A 17,851-nucleotide genomic window follows, 5' to 3' on the forward strand; every position below is an offset into this window, starting at 1 on the left:
ATAGAAAGGACGCACCCAGATTTCGCATCAATGACCACTGTCGCGTAATGATGACCTTTGCGCGTAGCGAACTCATCGACCAAGACATGCTTTGCCGTTTTAGTCTCCAACTGGCTCGAAGCGTATTGATAGAACCACCTTTCAACGGTCGTGTACGGAACACCATATTCACGTGAGACATCAGAGATTGTCCTGCCATGACAACGTTTTGCTATCTCCACTCTATAATGTCTGGTTGAAGAACGAACAATGCCTAAACCAAAGTCATGAACAAACGTGATACCACATTCTTTACATACCTGGCGTGGGACATCTATCTCGATCCAGATCGTCCCTACGCCCCAGGCGTAGGAATGTCTAAAACGGCGACGTTCCTTTGAGTGGCGGACTGTCTGATTTGAACAGACAACACATGGGACTTGACGGTTCAGCGCAGAAATTCGAAACACGTTTGGTTCGGTGTCGGATGACGGATGAATTTTAAAAAATGATGGAAGTGGAAGGACTAATTTGATAAACTGTTGGGACAAGGCGAAAACTCCTATCGTGGTTTGTCTAGACAACAATTACGATACAGGTGTTTTCGCTTTTTTTCTATTTATTTACATTATTAAGCTGTTCAAGTGTCAACCACGACTTATGGTGATGAACCTCTTTTCTTACATTAACAGGATTTCTCTACTGAGTATGTTAGGTGGCTTACAATGTCAGTTTTCACCCGAAGGTGGACGAAAATCCTTTGCATTAAGTTTCAAACTGAGTTTTCCGCCATACTAAAAGAGCTTAAAAAGATCTTTAAGCTCTTTTAGAAAGTGTATTTTGTTGTTTGTATTACTATTCCATTCTTCCTGTATCAAATTCACAGTCGACACCGTTTTTAAAAAATCATTTCAAATTTTTCTTAATGTATTGAACAATTTTTCGGAGTTCTTTTTCCGTTGGCCTTCCGTATGGACTGGTCTGCTTTTGTTGATACATAATTTTTCCGTTTTCATCCAGCAAAAAGTAAGCGGCTTCTCCGTGGGTTCCATGATCTTCATAAGGAGCGTCTTCCCCGTGATAAAACACACCATACTGGTCCAATAAATCTTTTGAGACGTCAGTTAGTATCGGAAAACTTAACCCACGCTTCTGTTTCATCTCGAGAGACCCTTCCTGTGTATCTGTTGAAAGAGCTGTAAAATGAACTCCCTTACCTTCAAAATATGAGATACTTTCTTCAATTTCCTTCAAATCCTGGTTGCATGCCGGACACCACGCGCCTCTAAAAAAGACGAGAAATCTCCAGCCTTCACGTTCTACCATGTCTTTTTCAAGAGAGTATGTCCCCTCTTCTGCCAAAGGCAGTTCAAATAATGGTGCCTTATCACCCAGTTGCAATGTCTTCATAAATTTTTCCTCCTTTAGTTTGTGTGTTGCCTATGAATAAACGTGGAACTAAACTTTTGAATCTTGAAGCAAAGGACGAGTTTTGCCGTTACTTCCACTTCAAAAGCCCGTTCAGGTCCTGAAAGATATAATCCGGATTTAGATCAAGTTCTTCAATTGGGGAATTTTTCCGATTGATCCAGGCCGTCTGAAACCCGAAATTTTTAGCTCCGGAGATATCCCAGCCGTTTGACGACATAAACAGCACCTCACCCTTCTCAAGGTTCAGTTTTTCCATTGCATATTGATAGGATGCAGGTGCCGGCTTAAACTGCTTGATTTCATCAATGCTGAGCACTTCTGCAAACGAGTCTGCTAATCCTGCATTTTCAATCAGGGGGTCCAGCATATCGTGAGACCCGTTCGAAAATACCACCAGCTTTTGATTTTTCAGCTCAATCAGGACTTTCTCCACTTCCGGATAAAGCGGCAAGTGGAGATAGGCTTCAAGCAGTTGGCGGTCATTTTGTTCACTGGCTTTCAAGTCGCTGTCGTTCAGTGCATACTTCAATGCATCATGTGTAATTGAATAGAGAGTGGCATAATTCCCCATGAGCTGGCGCAGCATGAAATATTCAACTTGCTTGGAGCGCCACGTTTGGCTGATGGTCTCACCGTATCCGGGATATAACTTTTCACACTCATCTTTAATTGCCGTTACGTCAAACAGTGTTCCATAAACATCGAACACAAAGGCTTTAATTTGGCTTCCCATTGAAACAGCTCCTTTGCAGTGGTATGTATATCTGTCTGCCAAGACTTTCTTACAGTCTGGCAGACATTTTCTCAGTTAAGTGTATTACCTTCTGCGGGGATTGGTGTATTCTTCAGCATGCCGGCTAGATGATACGTATTATAAGCCAGCCTCTTAATGGCAGCTTTCGAAAATTCATTTTCCCGTCCAGCATCCATATACGAGGCTCCTGGCCCAGCTTCTCCCACCCAATAGGCATCAACATTCGGTGGAACCACAAATCCAATATGGGACAGCCCATATAACAGGGAGGCAGACGCATGCTTGGCGCCGTCTTCGTTGCCCGTCACGACCACTCCGCCCACTTTGTTATAGAAAACAGATTGTCCCTTGTCATTGGTTTTGCTGCTGCTGCCATAAAGCCTTTCAATAGCTTGGGTGGCTAAAGAGCTTTTCTCTCCCAGCCAAAGCGGCGTTCCGATAATGAGAATGTCCGCTGCTTGAACTTTTTCGTAAATTTTCGGCCATTCGTCATCTCCGCCCATATCTTCCTGCACGCCAAAGGCAATGTTATAATCGGCCATTCGAACAATTTCTGACTCTACACCCAACTGATTGTAGTGAACCTGCACATCATTCATAAAACCTTCTGTATGAGACGGTTCGTCCCCGCTCTTTAATGAAGCGTTTAAAAATAGCGCTTTTAATGGTTGCATGCTATCGCTTCCTTCCGATATATTCATTACCTGACATGGAGTCTATAATTGAACCAGCAATGGCCGTCCGGCTTGGTACCGGCCGGCCACTGACCTCTAGCGCCTGAAGAATTCATTCAAAAACTAGAGGGGTCACTGTAATTCTAAAGTGCAGACGTTCTTGTCTTTTTTAGAAAAGCAGACAACAAGCCGAGCATCAGGTCAGTCAAACAGTTGCTTGTATTCGGATAAGCCTTCATCTTGCAGCTTGTCTTTCGGTACAAAACGAAGCGAAGCAGAATTGATGCAGTATCGAAGGCCTCCCTGTGAGATAGGCCCGTCCGGAAACAAATGCCCCAGGTGAGAATCGGCTGTCGCAGAACGCACTTCCGTTCGCCTCATGCCGTAGCTTGTATCCAGACTTTCCTTCACTTCTTCGTCTTCAATGGGTTTCGAGAAGCTTGGCCATCCGCAATGTGCATCGAATTTATCCTTGGAACTGAATAACGGCTTTCCGGAAACAATATCCACGTAGATGCCCTCTTCAAAATGCTGGTCGTACTCTCCTGTGAAAGCTGGTTCCGTTCCACTTTCCTGCGTCACGCGGTATTGCATGGGCGTTAATCTTTTTTTCAATTCGTCTTTCATTGTCCTTCACCCCAATTTCTTTCGATAAATGCTGCTCTTCCGGAACCGATGGAATACCGGTTATAATGCGCCGAATTTTTCTTGTAATAATCCTGATGATGTTCTTCCGCTAAATAGAAAGGTTTGGCTTCCAGTATTTTTGTTGCTATCGGCTTATTGAACTTGCCCGATTCCTCCAGTTCCTTCTTCGATTTTTCAGCAGCCAGACGCTGTTCCGCTGAATGATAGAAGATAGCGGTCGCATAGGAAGACCCTCGGTCAAAAAACTGGCCGCCCGGATCAGTGGGATCGATTTGTGTCCAGAATACATCCAGCAGTTTTTCATAAGGGAAGATTTCCGGCTGAAAAGTAATCTGTACCGCTTCCACATGCCCCGTTAAATTCGAACAAACTTCTTCGTATGTCGGATTCGGCTTTTCTCCTCCTGTATAACCGCTAACCACCGATTCGATGCCATCCAGCGAATCGAACGGCTTAACCATACACCAGAAACAGCCTCCGGCAAATGTCGCTTTTTCTGTTTTCATGCGCTCACTCCTCTTACTAGTTATCTGCCGTACACAGATTCACGTACGTCAGCTATTCAGAATAATCAGCTGGCCTGCCTGACAGCTATTCACCATTTCATGCTCTGAATCTTCCCTTTTAGCGTATCCTTTGCATCAGCCGGGATGTTCCAACCGCTGATTTCATCAAGCAATCGTTCCTTTTCCCCGTACCCTTTCACAAAGCCGTTCAGCCGGGCGGCAAATGTCGAATTCGTGAGAACGGAGGGATGTGGCATCAGATCTTTTAATTGCTCAAACGCTTTCGGGTAGCGTTTCAAATAATATTTTTGGTGGTAGTCTTCCGCCAATGTGAATGCTGAAAAGGGGGCAATGTCCGTTTCGATGGTCATGCCGAGTTCCGCTTCCATTTCACGTTTGACCCGATCCACTGTTTCTTCCTGTTCTTTGCCGCGATAGCGCAACAGGGAAAGGTACTGACGCCCCATATAGTCGTCCCGGCGCGGATAATGGTTTCGCCAGAAGTGGCGAAGTATCTCTCCATAAGAGAGAACGCGTGGATCAAAATCAACTTCGACCGTTTCGGTATGGTCACCCATCTGGTTGTAGGTCGGATGTTCTGTGGTGCCTCCCGCATACCCGACGCGTGTTCTTATAACTCCAGGAAGCGCGCCGAATTGGGCTTCCGGCCCCCAAAAGCAGCCCATGCCAAGTGTTGCGGTTTCCATTTCCGATGATGCGAGTCCAGCTTCAATGGCTGGTAGTTGCAGGTTTTGTTCCGTCAATTTCACAACCTCCCTTGCCAACAAAAGTAAAATCCAAATCATAAGCACACTGAACCAAAGAGAGCATCAATCGTCAGGGAAAGAGCCTTCTTGCTCGGTCCCTTTGTATAGATGCCTATACTCGCCGTACCCTTCTTTTTCCAATTCATCTTTGGGAATAAAGCGCAAGGCGGCTGAATTGATGCAGTACCTTACTCCGCCTTTATCTTTGGGTCCGTCATAGAAAAGATGCCCTAAATGGGAATCGCTGAATTTGCTGCGGACTTCTGTCCGGTTCATTCCGTACCTCTGATCCAATACATCGTTAATATGGTACTGGCTGATCGGCCGTGTAAAGCTTGGCCAGCCGCATCCCGCATCATATTGATCTATCGAGCTGAACAGCGGTTCGCCAGAAACGATATCCACGTAAATCCCTTCCTCGGTGAAATTATGAAATTCGTTTTCATACGGCTTTTCGGTTGCGTTCTTCTGTGTGACTTCATATTGCAACGGCGTCAGCCGGCTTTTCAGCCGCCCTCCCTCTTTTTCGATTCGCCATTTCTTCTCAATAAATTCTTTCCGGCCAGACTCTTCACAATGTTTCCTGTAATGAAAAGCATTTTTCTTATAATAATCCTGGTACTTTTCTTCAGCAGGGTGAAAGAATCCAGCCGCAATAATATCCGTGGCAATAGAACCGCTGAACCGCTGACTTTCTTCCAGTTCTCGTTTCGCTTGCTCGGCGGATTTTTTCTGTTCATCATCATGATAAAAGATGGCGGTCTTATATGCCTCACCGCGGTCTTGAAATTGCCCGCCTGCATCAGTTGGATCAATGCTTCGCCAAAATATGGTCAGCAATTTGTCGTAAGAATATACCAGCGGGTTAAATGTAATCTGCACTGCTTCACGTTGAACAAAGTTGTTTGATAGCGCTTGCGGACTCACTAATTGGTCGTTCTTTCCATCTGCATAGCCAGCAATAATTTGGTCAATGCCAGGCATTCCGGCAAATGGGGGAACCATGCACCAATAACAGCCTCCGGCAAAAGTCGCTTTATGGTATTCATTGGTTCGCTTCATTAGCCTCCCCACTTTTCACTTAGTATAGGACGAGTATATCCACTATTTACCCTTATGCCAATCTGAATAAACACAAAATATAGTTGTGCAAATACACTTGGTCAAATGAAATGAAGAATGCCCTTCTGTTTCTCTAAAAAAATCAAAAAACTTCTGCCTGTATTAAGGCAGAAGTGAGGGACAGATTCCCTGTTTATAAGGGCCTGTTTTCATTTATTTGATGAATCTCTTTAAGTAGCGTATCCATCTGCTGCTTCAAGTCCTGGTTTTTCAACAGGATCGGCATGATGGTGTTCGGAACAGCATAAGCCTCGTTCTTCAATCCTTCACCTTTTTCCGTCAGCGAAATGTAGACTTTTCGCTCGTCAGCTGCCGAACGTTCTTTCACCACTAAACCGGCCTGGATAAGCCGCCGGACCAATGGCGTCAGTGTGCCGTTGTCCAGGTACAGAAGGGAACCCATTTCCTTCATGGTTACATGCCCATGCTCCCATAGAACCAGCATCACCAAATATTGCGGATAGGTCAAGTCCAGCTTCTTTAAAAGTGGCCGATAGAGTTGGACAATTTCTCTGGAACACGCGTAGATGCTAAAGCAAAACTGATTGTTCAGACGAAGGAGGTCTTCGTTGCTTAAGCCGTTGTAATTTATCATGCAAATCCCTCCGAAAAAAATTCTTTCGTTTAGTATACCCGTTAATCAGTTGGCGCAACATAGTTTTACGAAATTAGATAGGAAGAAGTTTAATTTCCATTTCGCAGGGAAAACAAAACTGACGCTAAAACCATGTCATTGGATCGATAAATTTCTACAAAAAATAGGTGAGGAGAGGAAAATATGGAGAATAATGAAAAAACAAAGACAGCGGCCAGTCAAGTGGATGCACAGGAACGGTTAAAGACGGCAGCCATCGGGATGGCAAGCAACATCAAACTCCATGCCACAGGTTCAGGCGGAGAAAAAGGCACATCTGAAGTGGCGGATAAGGAGCTGGTTGAAAAGACCATCAAAGATTGGCCGGCCATGTCGAAAAAATCCGCCGAGCAGACAATGGAAGCTTACGGACCACCCAACGAAGTGGCTCCCAGCCGACTGACTTGGTATTACAATAAACCGTGGAAACGGACAGTCGTTTTCCGGGATGAGATTCCGCATGATTTCCCGCAGCCTCACTCGGATGTGATTGAGCAGTTTATTGATTATCAAGTGCCTCCTGAAAAATTCAGCGAAATCGCAAAATTCGATGGAAGTGTCATCGTTGAACGGACAAAAGGAGAAGTTTCTGCCCGTTGCGACATGGAAGCCGCAAACATTCTGGCTTTGAACATGATGCATGAAATCGTAACAGGTAAAAAAACAGCCGCAGAAGCCCGTGAACTTTACACGGAACAAACAGCGGCCTATGTCATGAACAAGCCGGCCCCTTATGCCGAACAGTTCCAGTTCGACCTGCAGACCGAAGAGAAATTCGATACCGATGAGACCACCCTTCAGGATGTGGCCATCACTGAAACCATCAAAAAGACAAAAGAGAAGCTCGGACTGGATTGATTACTTCAAAGAAGGCCATTCCCTTATACAAGGGGGAATGGCCTTTCGTTTGGGATAAAAAAGGAAAAGGAGTCGGTTCATCGAATCTGAACAGACTGCTGGAAAAATGCGAACAGTTCATCACTGCTGATGGAGAAATTATTGTTAACTGCATTAATTTATGCAGCTTCCGATACCTTCATCTACGTAAACCGATCATGGACCGTGGTTCATCCAAACTCTTCGTGGAACATACCTGTCCGGACAGTTTTCAGTTAAACCCACTTTTTTTGTCCTTGTTGCCCAATAACTTTGTTAGTGGATAAATACTGGTGCTTTGCACAACCAAAGAAATGATGATGACCGCAAAAGACAGGGACACCAACAATTCGTCTTTGCTGGACACAGCTTCTTCCAGCCAAAGAAGAAGCGCCACCGACATGGATCCTTTGATTCCTGACCAGGTGATCAGCGAGATGGTCGAGAAGTCGTTCTGGAATTCATTTCGCCAGGCAGGAACCGTATAGATGAAGCCGCCAATCATTACGAACCGGGCCAGGAGGGATAAACCGAATATCACTGCTGCAAATCCCCAATGTGGGAATGCCAGGTATTCCGCTGCCTGTATGCCGATCAATAAAAATAAAACCGATAAGAGCGTCGGTGTGATGATATCCCAAAAGCCGTCCAGAGAATCCTTGATGTTGTTGTCGTCTTTTGTCTTTTCAATTTCAAAAGACAGCATGATTCCGGTTACAACAGTAGCCAGCACGCCTGATACCCCGATCGCTTCAGCTATATAAAAGCCGCCATAGGCGACGATAATGCTCAGCATTACTTGGTACTGCTTCTGATGGGTAAAATGAATAATTTTGCTCAACATCCATCCCAAAAATAGCCCGATGACGATTCCACCGATGGACACGAGCATAAATTCGCCAAAAAACTTTCCGAAGGAAAATCCATTCCCTGCCTTGAACATCGATAAGAAGACTGTGAAGATCACGATACTGGTTCCATCGTTCACCATTGATTCCCCTTCCACAATACCGGCAAGTTGTTCTGAGCCCGTGCTTTTCTTAATGATGGACGTTACCGACACGGGGTCTGTTGGACTCAGGATGGCAGCAAGCAACAGCGCCCCTGAAAAAGAAAGGGAAATAAAAAAACCACTGACCCAGTAAATAGAGACTCCCAACAGAACCACCGTCACGATTAGGCCGAGCGTGCTCAGGGCGGCAATGATTCCCCAATTTTCTTTGAGTTGCTTTAACGGAAACTGATAAGCCGCCGTAAAAAGAAGTGCCGGGAGAAAGACCTCAAATATCATATTCTTTGAAATATGAAGCAAAGAAAAGTAAGGAACAAGCGATAACGCCAGCCCAATTAGGATAAGGACGACAGGAACTGGGAAGAGTTTCTTCTTTAAGTCAATTGTATAAATGATATATCCGATCAGTAATAGAACCAGTACTTGATGTGTTAACAATCCATCCCTCCTTAAAACTTCATCTATAAAACTCTGAGTAATTATATAGTCATTATAGTATCGCAAATTTACATTTTGCAATATTATGTTTTACAAAATGTATTTTTGGGGTATGCAATTAAAGAGTATAAAGGAAAGGAGTTATAAAAAATGGGGAAAATGACGTTTGAAGTACAGGGAAATTCAAGGAAATTTGAATCTTCTATTGAAGCAGGTAAGCATACGATTACCATTGATGAACCCAAAAGTCTTGGAGGTACAGATAAAGGGATTGATCCCCTATCAAACTTACTCGCTTCTTTAGCTGGTTGTGAAAACGCAATTGCAAATTTTGTAGCGAAAGAAATGAAGTTCGACCTTCAAGGGATTAAGTTCAATGTTGATGGTGAATTAGACTCAGAAGGAATGATGGGAGATCCGAATGTACGAGCCTACTTCCAAACAGTGAATATAGAAGCAATAGTAGAAACAACAGAATCTGAGGAACGAGTACAGGAATTGAAGGAAAAAACGGATGCTCGTTGCCCTGTTTACAACACGCTTAAAGCAGCCGATGTTAAACTAAATTCCACATGGAAAAGAGCGTAAGGTTATTCAGAAGAAACGAATATTATCAAACTAAAAGACGATAGGTTTTGGAGATATATGGTTAGTCAGTCAAACCACTGGCTAACCTTCATTAATAGAAGAAACTTCATGAGATACTCTTTCCGGAATATTATTTTTGGGAGGAGTTTCTTTGATAAGAAAAGAGAAAGCTCTGTATTGGTCAAGTCAAATCAGCGAATACCGAAAAAGTGGAGAAACATTGGTCAGTTGGTGCGAGAAAAATGAAGTTCAAATCCACACGATGAAATACTGGCTGCGCAAACAGTCGCCTGTATCGAAAAACTAAGAGTCCGAATGGGTCTCCTTTGTGGCAGAAGAAGCTTCGAGCGACACAATTACGTTGAGAATAAAAAACGTGGAAATCGAGGTGATAAGCGGCTTCCAGAATGAACTGTTACTGAAGGTCCTTCGGACACTTGACCAATTATGATGAACGGCCGGATTGTCGAGCGGGTGTATTTGGCTGCTGGACCGACGGATCTCCGGAAGTCGATTGACGAACTGGCGGTCATCGTACAGGAACTGTTCCAGCTTGAACCTTTCTTCAATGCGTCTTTTGTGTTCTGTAACCGGAAGAAAGACATGCTCAAAATTCTATTCTAGGATCACAATGGCTTCTGAATCTATTACCGGCGGTTGGAAAAAGGCTTGTTCGATTGGCCGGACCCTGCACATCCCATATTTTTGGACTAAGCGTGAATAACCCAACGGGCCACTTAAATACTCGCTGACCAGGTTCAGTTTAAATTCTTCACTATATTTCACCATAGAAAAAAAACCCAAAAGTTAAATTTTTAACTTTAACTTTTGGGGTGCAGTACCATCTTCTCCACTTTATTTTGTAGGACTTCCGATAATCCCTCATATGCAAACAAATGTGGAGTAGAGTTTTCTGTTGTCACTTCGATTTACGCAATTTTAAACTTTTTCTTGTTCATGAAAAAACTCCTCCTGCATCGATCGCACGAAGAGCCCAACTTTATTGCATCAAAACGTAGCCGAGGCTGAAAAATAAAAGCCCACTCGCTAAAGTAGCAAGAATATAGCTGCCGCCCTGCAGCCATTTGCCGTCTTCGAAGTCTTTGACGGCATCCAAGGCCATCGTTGAAAATGTGGTAAAGGCTCCGAGAAAACCCGTGATCCAAAAAGCCGATAAACTGCCGCTTCCGACAAACGCGCCAAGCACCAATGAACCGATGCTGTTAACCAGCCAGGTTGCAGCTTTTGGCTGCCATGACCTGCTTTCAACCAACAGGTAGCACATATAGCGTGTGATGGCGCCCAAAAATCCACCAATTGCGATGCCGATCATGATGCCACCCCTCTTCGCCCAATCCACAGTCCTGCGGCCGCAGAGGCAATGCAGGTCAAGGTCATGCTCCCAGCAAACACGAGCCCAAGCCAAATGGATGACTCTAAGTAATGAAACCAGTCAGCGGAGAACGCAGAAAACGTGGTAAACGACCCGATCAGGCCAGTCGACACCAATAACCGCAGCTCTGCCGACTTACGGGCCAAACGGACAGCTGCAACTCCGATCAAAAAACTGCCAGCTATATTCACGAGCCAAAGTCCAAGTCCATCTGCAACTGTCATATATACTCCTGTACGCAACAACGCGCCAGTCATTCCGCCAAATCCTACCGCTAGTACCCGCTTCATACCACATGCCCCACATTAGTTATTCTTCAGTATAACTTATTAAATACATACATGTTTAGTTGTCACTTCAAGAAATAAGTTCGAGCAATTTCAGAGTTTATTATACATAGTCTATGCTATCTTCCGATAGACTCATGATTTGTAAACTAAGATAAATATTTTCTTATCACTATCTGCTTCTGGCAAACTGCTACTTAAGATTTTTCGCTGTATTCGTTTTTCTTAATGAGAGCAATACTTGAGAAACAACCGCCAACACGGGCAATTCAATAAGTGGACCAATGACTAAGGCTAATGCAATTAGCGGTTGATCTGGAAAGGCGATGACCGCAATCGCTAAAGAAACGGGCGAATTCCGTGCAATGATGGTAAGGCTTAAGCTTACTGTATCTACGTAAGAAAATTTCATGGCTTTCCCTACTGTTTGTGCAAGCACAAAGTTAATGATGAAGAAAAGTAAAATTGGTATGAATAATACAGAAATGACCTCAAGATTGTTGATTAAACAACTTCCTTGCGACGCGAACATAGCCATAATTGCTAAAGATAAAAAAATTATTTGTGCAGCAGCGAAAAAGGGAACCAACTTCTTATTTAAGAAGACTTCTTTCTTCCTCAAGGCATAGCGGGTCAAGTGCGCAAGAGCGAAAGGAATCACCAGTACCAATAGAATACTTTCTCCAATGGTCGATAACGGAATGGATTCAATCGTACCGGCAAAAATGAACAGATAGACGGGCAGAAGCACTACCTGAAGGATTAAATTAATTGGCAAGACAGAAGTCGACAGGGGTACATTCCCTTTGGCGATGGAAGTGAACATCAAATACCAGTCTGTACATGGAGTAACCATTAACATAATGAATCCAATCCATAGAGCTGGGTGATCGGCGAGAAAGACTGCACCGAGTCCCCACGCCAATACAGGAGTCCAGACAAAGTTGATGATGGTGCTTGTATTAAAAAATTTTCGATTCTTAAAAGCATCTTTTAGATGCTGCAAGGGAATGGTTAGAAATAATCCATAGAGCATGAGCAGTAAAAATGGGACGATAAAAGACTCAGCGTACGTTTTAAAAAAAGCAACCTGCCCCAGTAGAATTCCGATCCCTACTGCCGATAAAATGATAATAGTTTGAAACTTTTCAAATACGTTCATGATGGCACTCCTTTACGAAAAGAGAAAACTAACTATATGAGCGACTGCCTATTAAGATTAACTAAGTCAAAAAAATTAAGCCAGCACTTTTACACACAAAAAGAGAGAAGACAAGCTTTAAACAGCCTCTTCTCTCCTTCGTATATTCAGCTTCCGATAAACTCATGATATATAAACTAAACTAGTTGTTAATTGACGGGAGTTTATACAATAAGGGTTCTTTCCGCAGTTTAATTTTTATATTTTTGGTCGTTTCTGGTGGTAATCCGTAGCTTCTTGAAAAGCTAAACCAATATTAATTAATTTTTGTTCCGAAGCAATATTGGCCACAAATTGAATTCCAATTGGTAGTTCAGTTACTGTTGAATACCCGATTGGGATAGTTAATACTGGGACACCTGCGTTAGAAAATGGCTTATTAAACTTTGGCGACCCTGTTTTAGTTCGTCCTTTTGGGGCTGTTTCCGGTGTAGCAGGGGTAATCAAAATGTCAAACTCATTTAATAAGCTAAACAACTGTTGTTGATAATCCCATCTCACATTCTGTGCGTTCAAATACTCGTCTGCTGAATAGATTAACCCAGACTCAATATCCTTCTTCAATTCTTCACTCATTAAATTTTTTTGAATTTCAAAAGTCTTCCTATGATAACTAGCGGTTTCTGCATCCACAATCAATCCATGTGCGTCATTTGCTTGTTCCATATTCGCTGGCATATGACATTCAACACAACTATGCCCTAACTTTTCGAGTACTTTCATTGCTTGTGAAAATGCGCTCATAATCTCATTTGTAGTTTCAAAAAAATTGTCTCTTATCACGCCAATTGTATATGTCTTTTTTTCATTAACAGATAAGTACTGTTTCGTATGTAGCCAAGTTGTGTAATCTTTTTTATCTTTTCCATTTAATTCATTATAAACTAAGGTTAAATCTTCAACGTTTTTAGTGAAAATTCCTACAGTATCTACACTCCAACTAGCCGGAATAATTCCAGCTTTACTTATACTTCCATAACTAGGTTTCAAAGCAGTTACCCCATTATAGGCTGCTGGTCTAATAATCGAGCCAGCAGTCTGCGTTCCTATAGAAAAAAGACTCATTCCACTAGAAATAGCAGCTGCGGAACCCGTACTTGATCCTCCAGGTGTATGTGCCTTATTCCAAGGATTCCGAGTCACAGGAGCCCCACCCCCACTTGCAAATTCTGCGGTAGTTGTTTTGCCTATCAGTATTGCATTAAACTCTTTCAATTTACTTATGATAGTTGCATCCGTTTGAGGAATAAATCCTTTCATTGTTTTTGAACCAGCTTCAGTCGGAATTTTATTCGTGTAAATGATATCTTTCGCTCCATAGGGAATAGCGGCCAAAGGAGATACTATCGACTTTTGATTATCATCAATCTTCTGAGCAATTTTTATTAACAATTCTGCGCTTTGCAAATATGCCCAAGCTTTAATTTCTGGCTCAATTAACCGGTTTCTTTCTAGAAAGCTATTTATTAATTCTGTAGCAGAAATAGATTTTGTTTTTAAGAGACGGTTTGCTTGTACAATAGTCAATGTTTCTATATCCATGTAAACTACTCCCTCTAACTAGAATACTTAGTTGTTTTTATAATATTTAGTTTAACACGCATCATTAATTAAAAAATTACTAGTTTCATAAATAAGGATAGTGATTCCTTAAATGTCTTGTTTTACTTTTTCAATTGTTATTCCATAAACTGATAATATGTAAACTAGTTCCTTAAATTAAAACTAGACATATGACCGACGCTTATAAAATAAACTTGCGGTATACTGAGCATCATAAAAATGACAGGGGTGAAAAGATGTCGGATAAACGTTTTTTGAAAGACGGACTGATGATTATTTCACAATCCAAACAAAACACTCGTGACATTTGGAATGCCCATTTTGGTGCGGCTGCAATCGCCAGTTACTTTTTTGTAAAAGAAAATGAGCTATCCAATGAAGTCACTAAGTTCATTGAAGTTCAAACAGAATTGATGATTAAACAGCATCTCGGAGAAGCACCTAGTGATGAATTTGAAAAGTTAAATTTGCCAGTTGCTGAATTTCTTATTTTAGAAGCCTTGGGGGAAACAATCGATGAGTTGCACTGGGTAGGGCATAACGTCATCTATGCTGCGCTCAGCTTACTTGCACTTAAAGAAGATGACGGATATTTAGCGTCCCGTACTGCTGAGAAAATTGCAGAACTCATTCTTTCGTTTGCAAAGACTATTCCTGGGAGGTCTTGGATTGGTTATTCAGCATCTGAAGTAAAAAGACTGCAGCTTGATACAACTGACATGTTAACTGATATTAGCAAACCTTCTCAGTTGTCTGCATTTGTTCTGGAGGAGCTTGGTCAATTCAAAACAATCTATCAAGCAGAAGCTCATCACGATTTAATCGGTCACATGTTGACTTTTTCACATGCCCTAAATATTCTATATGATCTTGGTCATGTAGAATACTTTAAAAGAGGACTCCCATCTCTTTTAAAGCTGGTTAAGGTGCTTCGTGTCAGCAGAGATTTGAATGGGCTTTCAACGCTAAAAATAATTTCTCCCGTTGACCGGCATCCTTTCACAAAGGCAATACGATCAAATTATCTTCCAATAGAAGCTGATTTTTGGAAGCAAAATCTTATGGCAACTGACTGGGATTTCGGTCATATTTTCAAGTTTCCTTTTAGTTTTTATAATCACTTGAACCGAATTACTGGTATACCTAAACCAGCGATAGAGAATTTCCGTTATGTTCTTTACTCAGATTAAATGTTCGTTTATGAAGACTTAATAAAAATTTATATAGAAAATTTGCGTCATATGCATTTTTAAAATTTGGGGTAGTTCTTGTTATATAAAGCGATTTGTTAAAACTCCTTATTCCTTTCTAAAATCTAACTATGTCTCCCTTTCCCCAAAATTAAACCTAGCTTTAGTGAATTAGTAAGAGGAAGATAACCGTTCGTAAAAGTACACTTAAACGAACAAAAGGAAGGATAGAAGCTAATTCTATCGCTTTTATCCTTCCGATAATCCCTCATATGTAAACAAACAAAGCAGTCTCTTTTTTGAATCCCTCAATCAGAAATTTTAAATTTTGTACACTTTTTTTCTCAATAGATTTTAGTAGATTTCAGTAGATTTGGGATTAGTATGAAACATAATTAAGCTTAAGATTATGTGCTAAAAAGGTTGCATTTCTTAAACTCAACCTTTATATTTATATATGAACATATTATCATATATAAATATAGTTTAAACCAATTTGGAGGTGTCATGCAATAATGAAACATGATTTAGAAAAGGAAGAGGATTTCGCTGAGGGTGAACATCCGCTAGATGAGGAAACACTCTTTGTTGTGTCCCAAACATTCAAGGCATTGAGCGATCCGACCCGTATTCGCATCTTAAATCTACTCTGTTCAGCTGAACATTCTGTCAATGACTTGGCAGAGCAATTGGACTTGGGCCAATCCACTGTGTCGCATCAATTGCGCTTCTTGAAGCAACTGCGCCTGGTGAAATACAGAAGAGCCGGCACGACTTTGTATTATTCGAAAGACGACGATCATATCATGAACCTGTTGAAACAGGCGATTGAGCATGCAACGCATCATTAAAAAACGCTTTTCCACGCTAAAGCATGCACTGATTTATAAAGAGAAATTGAAGGAGGAATCGGAATGGCACATGATCACAGCCATGACCATACACACGGAGCAAATAAAAAAGTGCTGCTCATTTCATTTATTATCATCACCAGTTACATGATTGTCGAGGCCGCCGGGGGCTTCTTAACGAACAGCCTGGCACTTCTGGCTGATGCCGGACATATGCTGAGTGACTCCATTTCGCTCGCGATTGCCCTGATCGCGTTCAAGCTGGCTGAAAAAGCTGCAAATCACAGCAAAACCTTTGGATACAAACGTTTTGAAATCCTCGCCGCAACCATCAATGGCGCGACGCTGATTGGTGTAGCACTCTACATTTTTTACGAAGCCATCGGCCGATTCGCTAACCCGCCGGAAGTCGCCACGACCGGTATGCTCATCATCAGTGTATTCGGCTTATTGGTCAATATTCTGGTCGCTTGGATCATGGTGCGCGGCGGAGATACACATGATAACTTGAATATGCGGGGGGCGTACCTGCATGTATTAAGTGACATGCTGGGTTCTGTCGGCGCCATTGCGGCCGCCCTGCTCATAATGTTCTTCGGCTGGGGCTGGGCTGACCCCGCGGCCAGCGTCATCGTCGCAGCCCTTGTCCTGCGAAGCGGATATTTCGTCACTAAATCTTCTCTGCATGTGCTGATGGAAGGCACGCCACAGAATGTAAAGATTGAAGATATCATTCAAACCATCAAAGAGACCAAAGGTGTTCACGGCGTCCACGATTTACACATCTGGTCCATTACCAGCGGGCTGAATGCCTTGTCCTGCCACGTAGTAGTCGGCAACCATCTCACGCTTGCCGATAGTGAAAGCATGTTGCACAGCATCGAACATGACCTTGAGCATCAAGGCATCAACCACGTGACGATTCAGATGGAAACAGATGCTCACAAGCACAATGATTCCATTCTCTGCACAGTGAAAAGCGAACCGTCCCATGATCATCATCACCATTAATTTCTAAGAGTGAAAAAATGCCGATAATTTTGAAGCAAATCATCTTGGAAAAGAAAGCTCCTAAAAATAATTGGAAGAGGAACTGTCCTATTTAATCTGACAGTTCCTCTTCTTTTGGCTCAATCAAGTTTTTAACTTCTTAGTAAGGAGTAATCTACTCCATACTATATCGATGAAAAACATCATCGTTCTGAATGTCCCAATATCCCCTTACAATGTTTCCTCTTCATCCTTTAGTATAAAACTCTGTTTTCTTCTTCTTTATAGACTGCTTTTGCTTTATTATGTCTTACTAACCTAGATCGATTAATCTCTGCCTCTTCTTCATTGTATTCTGAATGCATGCTAATGTTAGCCATAAACAATTCACTTCATCTTTAAGATGGGCAATCTGAAAGGGAATATTCGACTTAACTCAGCAATAAGTCGGTTAAACAAGTTGGATCTCCGTCAAATGTTGAAAAATTAATTTCTCCAGTCTTTCCTTCAGCTTCAATTTCAACCACGTAAGGTCGATTTCGAGGCAGCCACAGGTCGATGAACCCATTCGCTGGAGTCTTCATCATCTTATCTACATAAACTTTCCCTTCGTTGTCGGTAATGATTACCTTCATTTCCTTTTCTGCTAATTCACCTTGGCATCCTGTTAAGCTATGAATTTCACAAGGGTGCGTATATGTTTCATATGGGGCAATTGAGACAAAGAACTCTTCTGCCGGCAACGGATAGACCGATTTATCTCCCTTGTCTTCAACTGTTACTTGTTGGTCATCAATTGAAGCTGCACTAACTTCGTCACTTCCACTCAAGTCAGCCACCAACTCCTTTACTTCTACTTGGGCCGATGAAGGTTCGTCATTGCAGCCCCATAGTAAGCCAAGTAAAGCTAACATGAGTACAAAAAATGGAATTTTCATATTATCTCT

The 17,851-nt window shown here is 42.2% G+C and carries 22 protein-coding genes; 7 read left to right on the forward strand and 15 right to left on the reverse strand.

The annotated features are described in order from the left end of the window. The 9 genes from CF394_RS07070 to CF394_RS07110 all read right to left on the reverse strand — a co-directional run. Positions 1-530: helix-turn-helix domain-containing protein (locus tag CF394_RS07070; RefSeq protein ID WP_165767459.1), on the reverse strand; the 530-nt coding region annotated here is incomplete at its 3' end. Positions 531-885: 355 nt separating this feature from the next. Beyond that, positions 886-1,389 carry a peroxiredoxin family protein gene (locus CF394_RS07075; RefSeq protein ID WP_094942570.1) on the reverse strand — a complete coding sequence of 168 codons (504 nt, stop codon included), beginning with the start codon at positions 1,387-1,389 and terminating at the stop codon, positions 886-888. A gap of 88 nt (positions 1,390-1,477) precedes the next feature. Then, complete coding sequence (locus tag CF394_RS07080) at positions 1,478-2,143, reverse strand: haloacid dehalogenase type II (protein WP_094942572.1); 666 nt, start codon at positions 2,141-2,143, stop codon at positions 1,478-1,480. 71 nt (positions 2,144-2,214) lie between these two features. Further along, on the reverse strand, positions 2,215-2,838 hold the full coding sequence (locus CF394_RS07085) for a flavodoxin family protein (protein ID WP_094942574.1): 624 nt from the start codon (positions 2,836-2,838) through the stop codon (positions 2,215-2,217). Between the two features lie 201 nt (positions 2,839-3,039). Then, positions 3,040-3,465: a peptide-methionine (R)-S-oxide reductase MsrB gene (gene msrB / locus CF394_RS07090; protein ID WP_094942576.1), complete on the reverse strand. Its 426-nt coding sequence runs from the start codon at positions 3,463-3,465 to the stop codon at positions 3,040-3,042. Further along, positions 3,462-3,992, reverse strand: a complete 531-nt coding sequence (gene msrA / locus CF394_RS07095; RefSeq protein ID WP_094942578.1) for a peptide-methionine (S)-S-oxide reductase MsrA — start codon at positions 3,990-3,992, stop codon at positions 3,462-3,464. The genes msrB (CF394_RS07090) and msrA (CF394_RS07095) overlap by 4 nt, the downstream gene beginning before the upstream one ends. An 89-nt stretch (positions 3,993-4,081) precedes the next feature. Beyond that, positions 4,082-4,699: a peptide-methionine (S)-S-oxide reductase MsrA gene (gene msrA / locus CF394_RS07100; protein ID WP_439332864.1), complete on the reverse strand. Its 618-nt coding sequence runs from the start codon at positions 4,697-4,699 to the stop codon at positions 4,082-4,084. A gap of 123 nt (positions 4,700-4,822) precedes the next feature. Further along, positions 4,823-5,821, reverse strand: a complete 999-nt coding sequence (msrB, locus tag CF394_RS07105; RefSeq protein ID WP_094942582.1) for a peptide-methionine (R)-S-oxide reductase MsrB — start codon at positions 5,819-5,821, stop codon at positions 4,823-4,825. A 193-nt stretch (positions 5,822-6,014) separates the two neighbouring features. After that, a complete protein-coding gene (locus CF394_RS07110) occupies positions 6,015-6,476 on the reverse strand; it encodes a MarR family winged helix-turn-helix transcriptional regulator (protein ID WP_094942584.1) in 462 nt (153 codons plus the stop codon). A gap of 183 nt (positions 6,477-6,659) precedes the next feature. Here CF394_RS07110 and CF394_RS07115 point away from each other — a divergent pair, with 183 nt between their 5' ends. Continuing rightward, on the forward strand, positions 6,660-7,373 hold the full coding sequence (locus CF394_RS07115; protein ID WP_094942586.1) for a hypothetical protein: 714 nt from the start codon (positions 6,660-6,662) through the stop codon (positions 7,371-7,373). Between the two features lie 250 nt (positions 7,374-7,623). Here CF394_RS07115 and CF394_RS07120 read toward each other — a convergent pair whose 3' ends face one another. After that, complete coding sequence (locus CF394_RS07120; protein WP_094942588.1) at positions 7,624-8,841, reverse strand: cation:proton antiporter; 1,218 nt, start codon at positions 8,839-8,841, stop codon at positions 7,624-7,626. A gap of 150 nt (positions 8,842-8,991) precedes the next feature. On the opposite strand from CF394_RS07120, the gene CF394_RS07125 reads away from it, so the two are divergent. The 3 genes from CF394_RS07125 (at position 8,992) to tnpB (ending at position 10,053) form a co-directional block, all read left to right on the forward strand. Then, positions 8,992-9,429 carry an OsmC family protein gene (locus CF394_RS07125; protein WP_094942589.1) on the forward strand — a complete coding sequence of 146 codons (438 nt, stop codon included), beginning with the start codon at positions 8,992-8,994 and terminating at the stop codon, positions 9,427-9,429. A 151-nt stretch (positions 9,430-9,580) separates the two neighbouring features. Then, positions 9,581-9,736 carry an IS66 family insertion sequence element accessory protein TnpA gene (tnpA, locus tag CF394_RS15935; RefSeq protein WP_207761697.1) on the forward strand — a complete coding sequence of 52 codons (156 nt, stop codon included), beginning with the start codon at positions 9,581-9,583 and terminating at the stop codon, positions 9,734-9,736. Between the two features lie 140 nt (positions 9,737-9,876). Beyond that, positions 9,877-10,053 carry an IS66 family insertion sequence element accessory protein TnpB gene (tnpB, locus tag CF394_RS07130; RefSeq protein WP_094942591.1) on the forward strand — a complete coding sequence of 59 codons (177 nt, stop codon included), beginning with the start codon at positions 9,877-9,879 and terminating at the stop codon, positions 10,051-10,053. Between the two features lie 376 nt (positions 10,054-10,429). Here tnpB and CF394_RS07135 read toward each other — a convergent pair whose 3' ends face one another. The 4 genes from CF394_RS07135 to CF394_RS07150 form a co-directional block, all read right to left on the reverse strand. Continuing rightward, positions 10,430-10,762, reverse strand: a complete 333-nt coding sequence (locus CF394_RS07135; RefSeq protein WP_094942592.1) for a fluoride efflux transporter FluC — start codon at positions 10,760-10,762, stop codon at positions 10,430-10,432. Further along, the gene (locus CF394_RS07140; protein ID WP_094942594.1) at positions 10,759-11,112 is read right to left on the reverse strand and encodes a fluoride efflux transporter FluC; all 354 of its coding nucleotides are present in this window, start codon (positions 11,110-11,112) and stop codon (positions 10,759-10,761) included. The genes CF394_RS07135 and CF394_RS07140 overlap by 4 nt, the downstream gene beginning before the upstream one ends. A gap of 190 nt (positions 11,113-11,302) precedes the next feature. Next, positions 11,303-12,271 carry an arsenic resistance protein gene (locus CF394_RS07145; RefSeq protein ID WP_094942595.1) on the reverse strand — a complete coding sequence of 323 codons (969 nt, stop codon included), beginning with the start codon at positions 12,269-12,271 and terminating at the stop codon, positions 11,303-11,305. Between the two features lie 237 nt (positions 12,272-12,508). Then, positions 12,509-13,852: an amidase gene (locus CF394_RS07150; RefSeq protein WP_094942597.1), complete on the reverse strand. Its 1,344-nt coding sequence runs from the start codon at positions 13,850-13,852 to the stop codon at positions 12,509-12,511. 257 nt (positions 13,853-14,109) lie between these two features. Between CF394_RS07150 and CF394_RS07155 the strand changes: the two genes are divergently transcribed. From CF394_RS07155 to CF394_RS07165, 3 genes are all read left to right on the forward strand, one after another. Next, positions 14,110-15,063, forward strand: coding sequence for a hypothetical protein (locus tag CF394_RS07155; protein WP_094942598.1), 954 nt, complete (start codon positions 14,110-14,112; stop codon positions 15,061-15,063). Between the two features lie 515 nt (positions 15,064-15,578). Continuing rightward, positions 15,579-15,914, forward strand: a complete 336-nt coding sequence (locus CF394_RS07160; protein ID WP_094942600.1) for an ArsR/SmtB family transcription factor — start codon at positions 15,579-15,581, stop codon at positions 15,912-15,914. Positions 15,915-15,977: 63 nt separating this feature from the next. Next, on the forward strand, positions 15,978-16,925 hold the full coding sequence (locus tag CF394_RS07165) for a cation diffusion facilitator family transporter (RefSeq protein WP_094942601.1): 948 nt from the start codon (positions 15,978-15,980) through the stop codon (positions 16,923-16,925). 410 nt (positions 16,926-17,335) lie between these two features. Here the strand turns inward: CF394_RS07165 and CF394_RS07170 are convergent, their stop codons facing one another. Beyond that, the gene (locus CF394_RS07170) at positions 17,336-17,842 is read right to left on the reverse strand and encodes a CueP family metal-binding protein (protein WP_094942603.1); all 507 of its coding nucleotides are present in this window, start codon (positions 17,840-17,842) and stop codon (positions 17,336-17,338) included. Positions 17,843-17,851 lie beyond the last annotated feature (9 nt).

The organism is Tetzosporium hominis (genome assembly GCF_002265435.1).
In the GTDB taxonomy this organism is placed as follows: domain Bacteria; phylum Bacillota; class Bacilli; order Bacillales_A; family Planococcaceae; genus Chryseomicrobium; species Chryseomicrobium hominis.

Coding starts and splice junctions, on each gene's coding strand:
- tnpB (WP_094942591.1), top strand. CDS start 9,877: ATGATGAACGGCCGGATTGTCGAGCGGGTGTATTTGGCTGCTGGACCG.
- CF394_RS07160 (WP_094942600.1), top strand. CDS start 15,579: ATGAAACATGATTTAGAAAAGGAAGAGGATTTCGCTGAGGGTGAACAT.
- msrB (WP_094942576.1), bottom strand. CDS start 3,465: ATGAAAGACGAATTGAAAAAAAGATTAACGCCCATGCAATACCGCGTG.
- CF394_RS07135 (WP_094942592.1), bottom strand. CDS start 10,762: ATGATCGGCATCGCAATTGGTGGATTTTTGGGCGCCATCACACGCTAT.
- CF394_RS07165 (WP_094942601.1), top strand. CDS start 15,978: ATGGCACATGATCACAGCCATGACCATACACACGGAGCAAATAAAAAA.
- msrA (WP_094942578.1), bottom strand. CDS start 3,992: ATGAAAACAGAAAAAGCGACATTTGCCGGAGGCTGTTTCTGGTGTATG.
- CF394_RS07125 (WP_094942589.1), top strand. CDS start 8,992: ATGGGGAAAATGACGTTTGAAGTACAGGGAAATTCAAGGAAATTTGAA.
- CF394_RS07155 (WP_094942598.1), top strand. CDS start 14,110: ATGTCGGATAAACGTTTTTTGAAAGACGGACTGATGATTATTTCACAA.
- CF394_RS07170 (WP_094942603.1), bottom strand. CDS start 17,842: ATGAAAATTCCATTTTTTGTACTCATGTTAGCTTTACTTGGCTTACTA.
- msrB (WP_094942582.1), bottom strand. CDS start 5,821: ATGAAGCGAACCAATGAATACCATAAAGCGACTTTTGCCGGAGGCTGT.
- msrA (WP_439332864.1), bottom strand. CDS start 4,699: ATGGAAACCGCAACACTTGGCATGGGCTGCTTTTGGGGGCCGGAAGCC.
- CF394_RS07115 (WP_094942586.1), top strand. CDS start 6,660: ATGGAGAATAATGAAAAAACAAAGACAGCGGCCAGTCAAGTGGATGCA.
- CF394_RS07140 (WP_094942594.1), bottom strand. CDS start 11,112: ATGAAGCGGGTACTAGCGGTAGGATTTGGCGGAATGACTGGCGCGTTG.
- CF394_RS07145 (WP_094942595.1), bottom strand. CDS start 12,271: ATGAACGTATTTGAAAAGTTTCAAACTATTATCATTTTATCGGCAGTA.
- CF394_RS07085 (WP_094942574.1), bottom strand. CDS start 2,838: ATGCAACCATTAAAAGCGCTATTTTTAAACGCTTCATTAAAGAGCGGG.
- CF394_RS07110 (WP_094942584.1), bottom strand. CDS start 6,476: ATGATAAATTACAACGGCTTAAGCAACGAAGACCTCCTTCGTCTGAAC.
- CF394_RS07150 (WP_094942597.1), bottom strand. CDS start 13,852: ATGGATATAGAAACATTGACTATTGTACAAGCAAACCGTCTCTTAAAA.
- CF394_RS07080 (WP_094942572.1), bottom strand. CDS start 2,143: ATGGGAAGCCAAATTAAAGCCTTTGTGTTCGATGTTTATGGAACACTG.
- CF394_RS07075 (WP_094942570.1), bottom strand. CDS start 1,389: ATGAAGACATTGCAACTGGGTGATAAGGCACCATTATTTGAACTGCCT.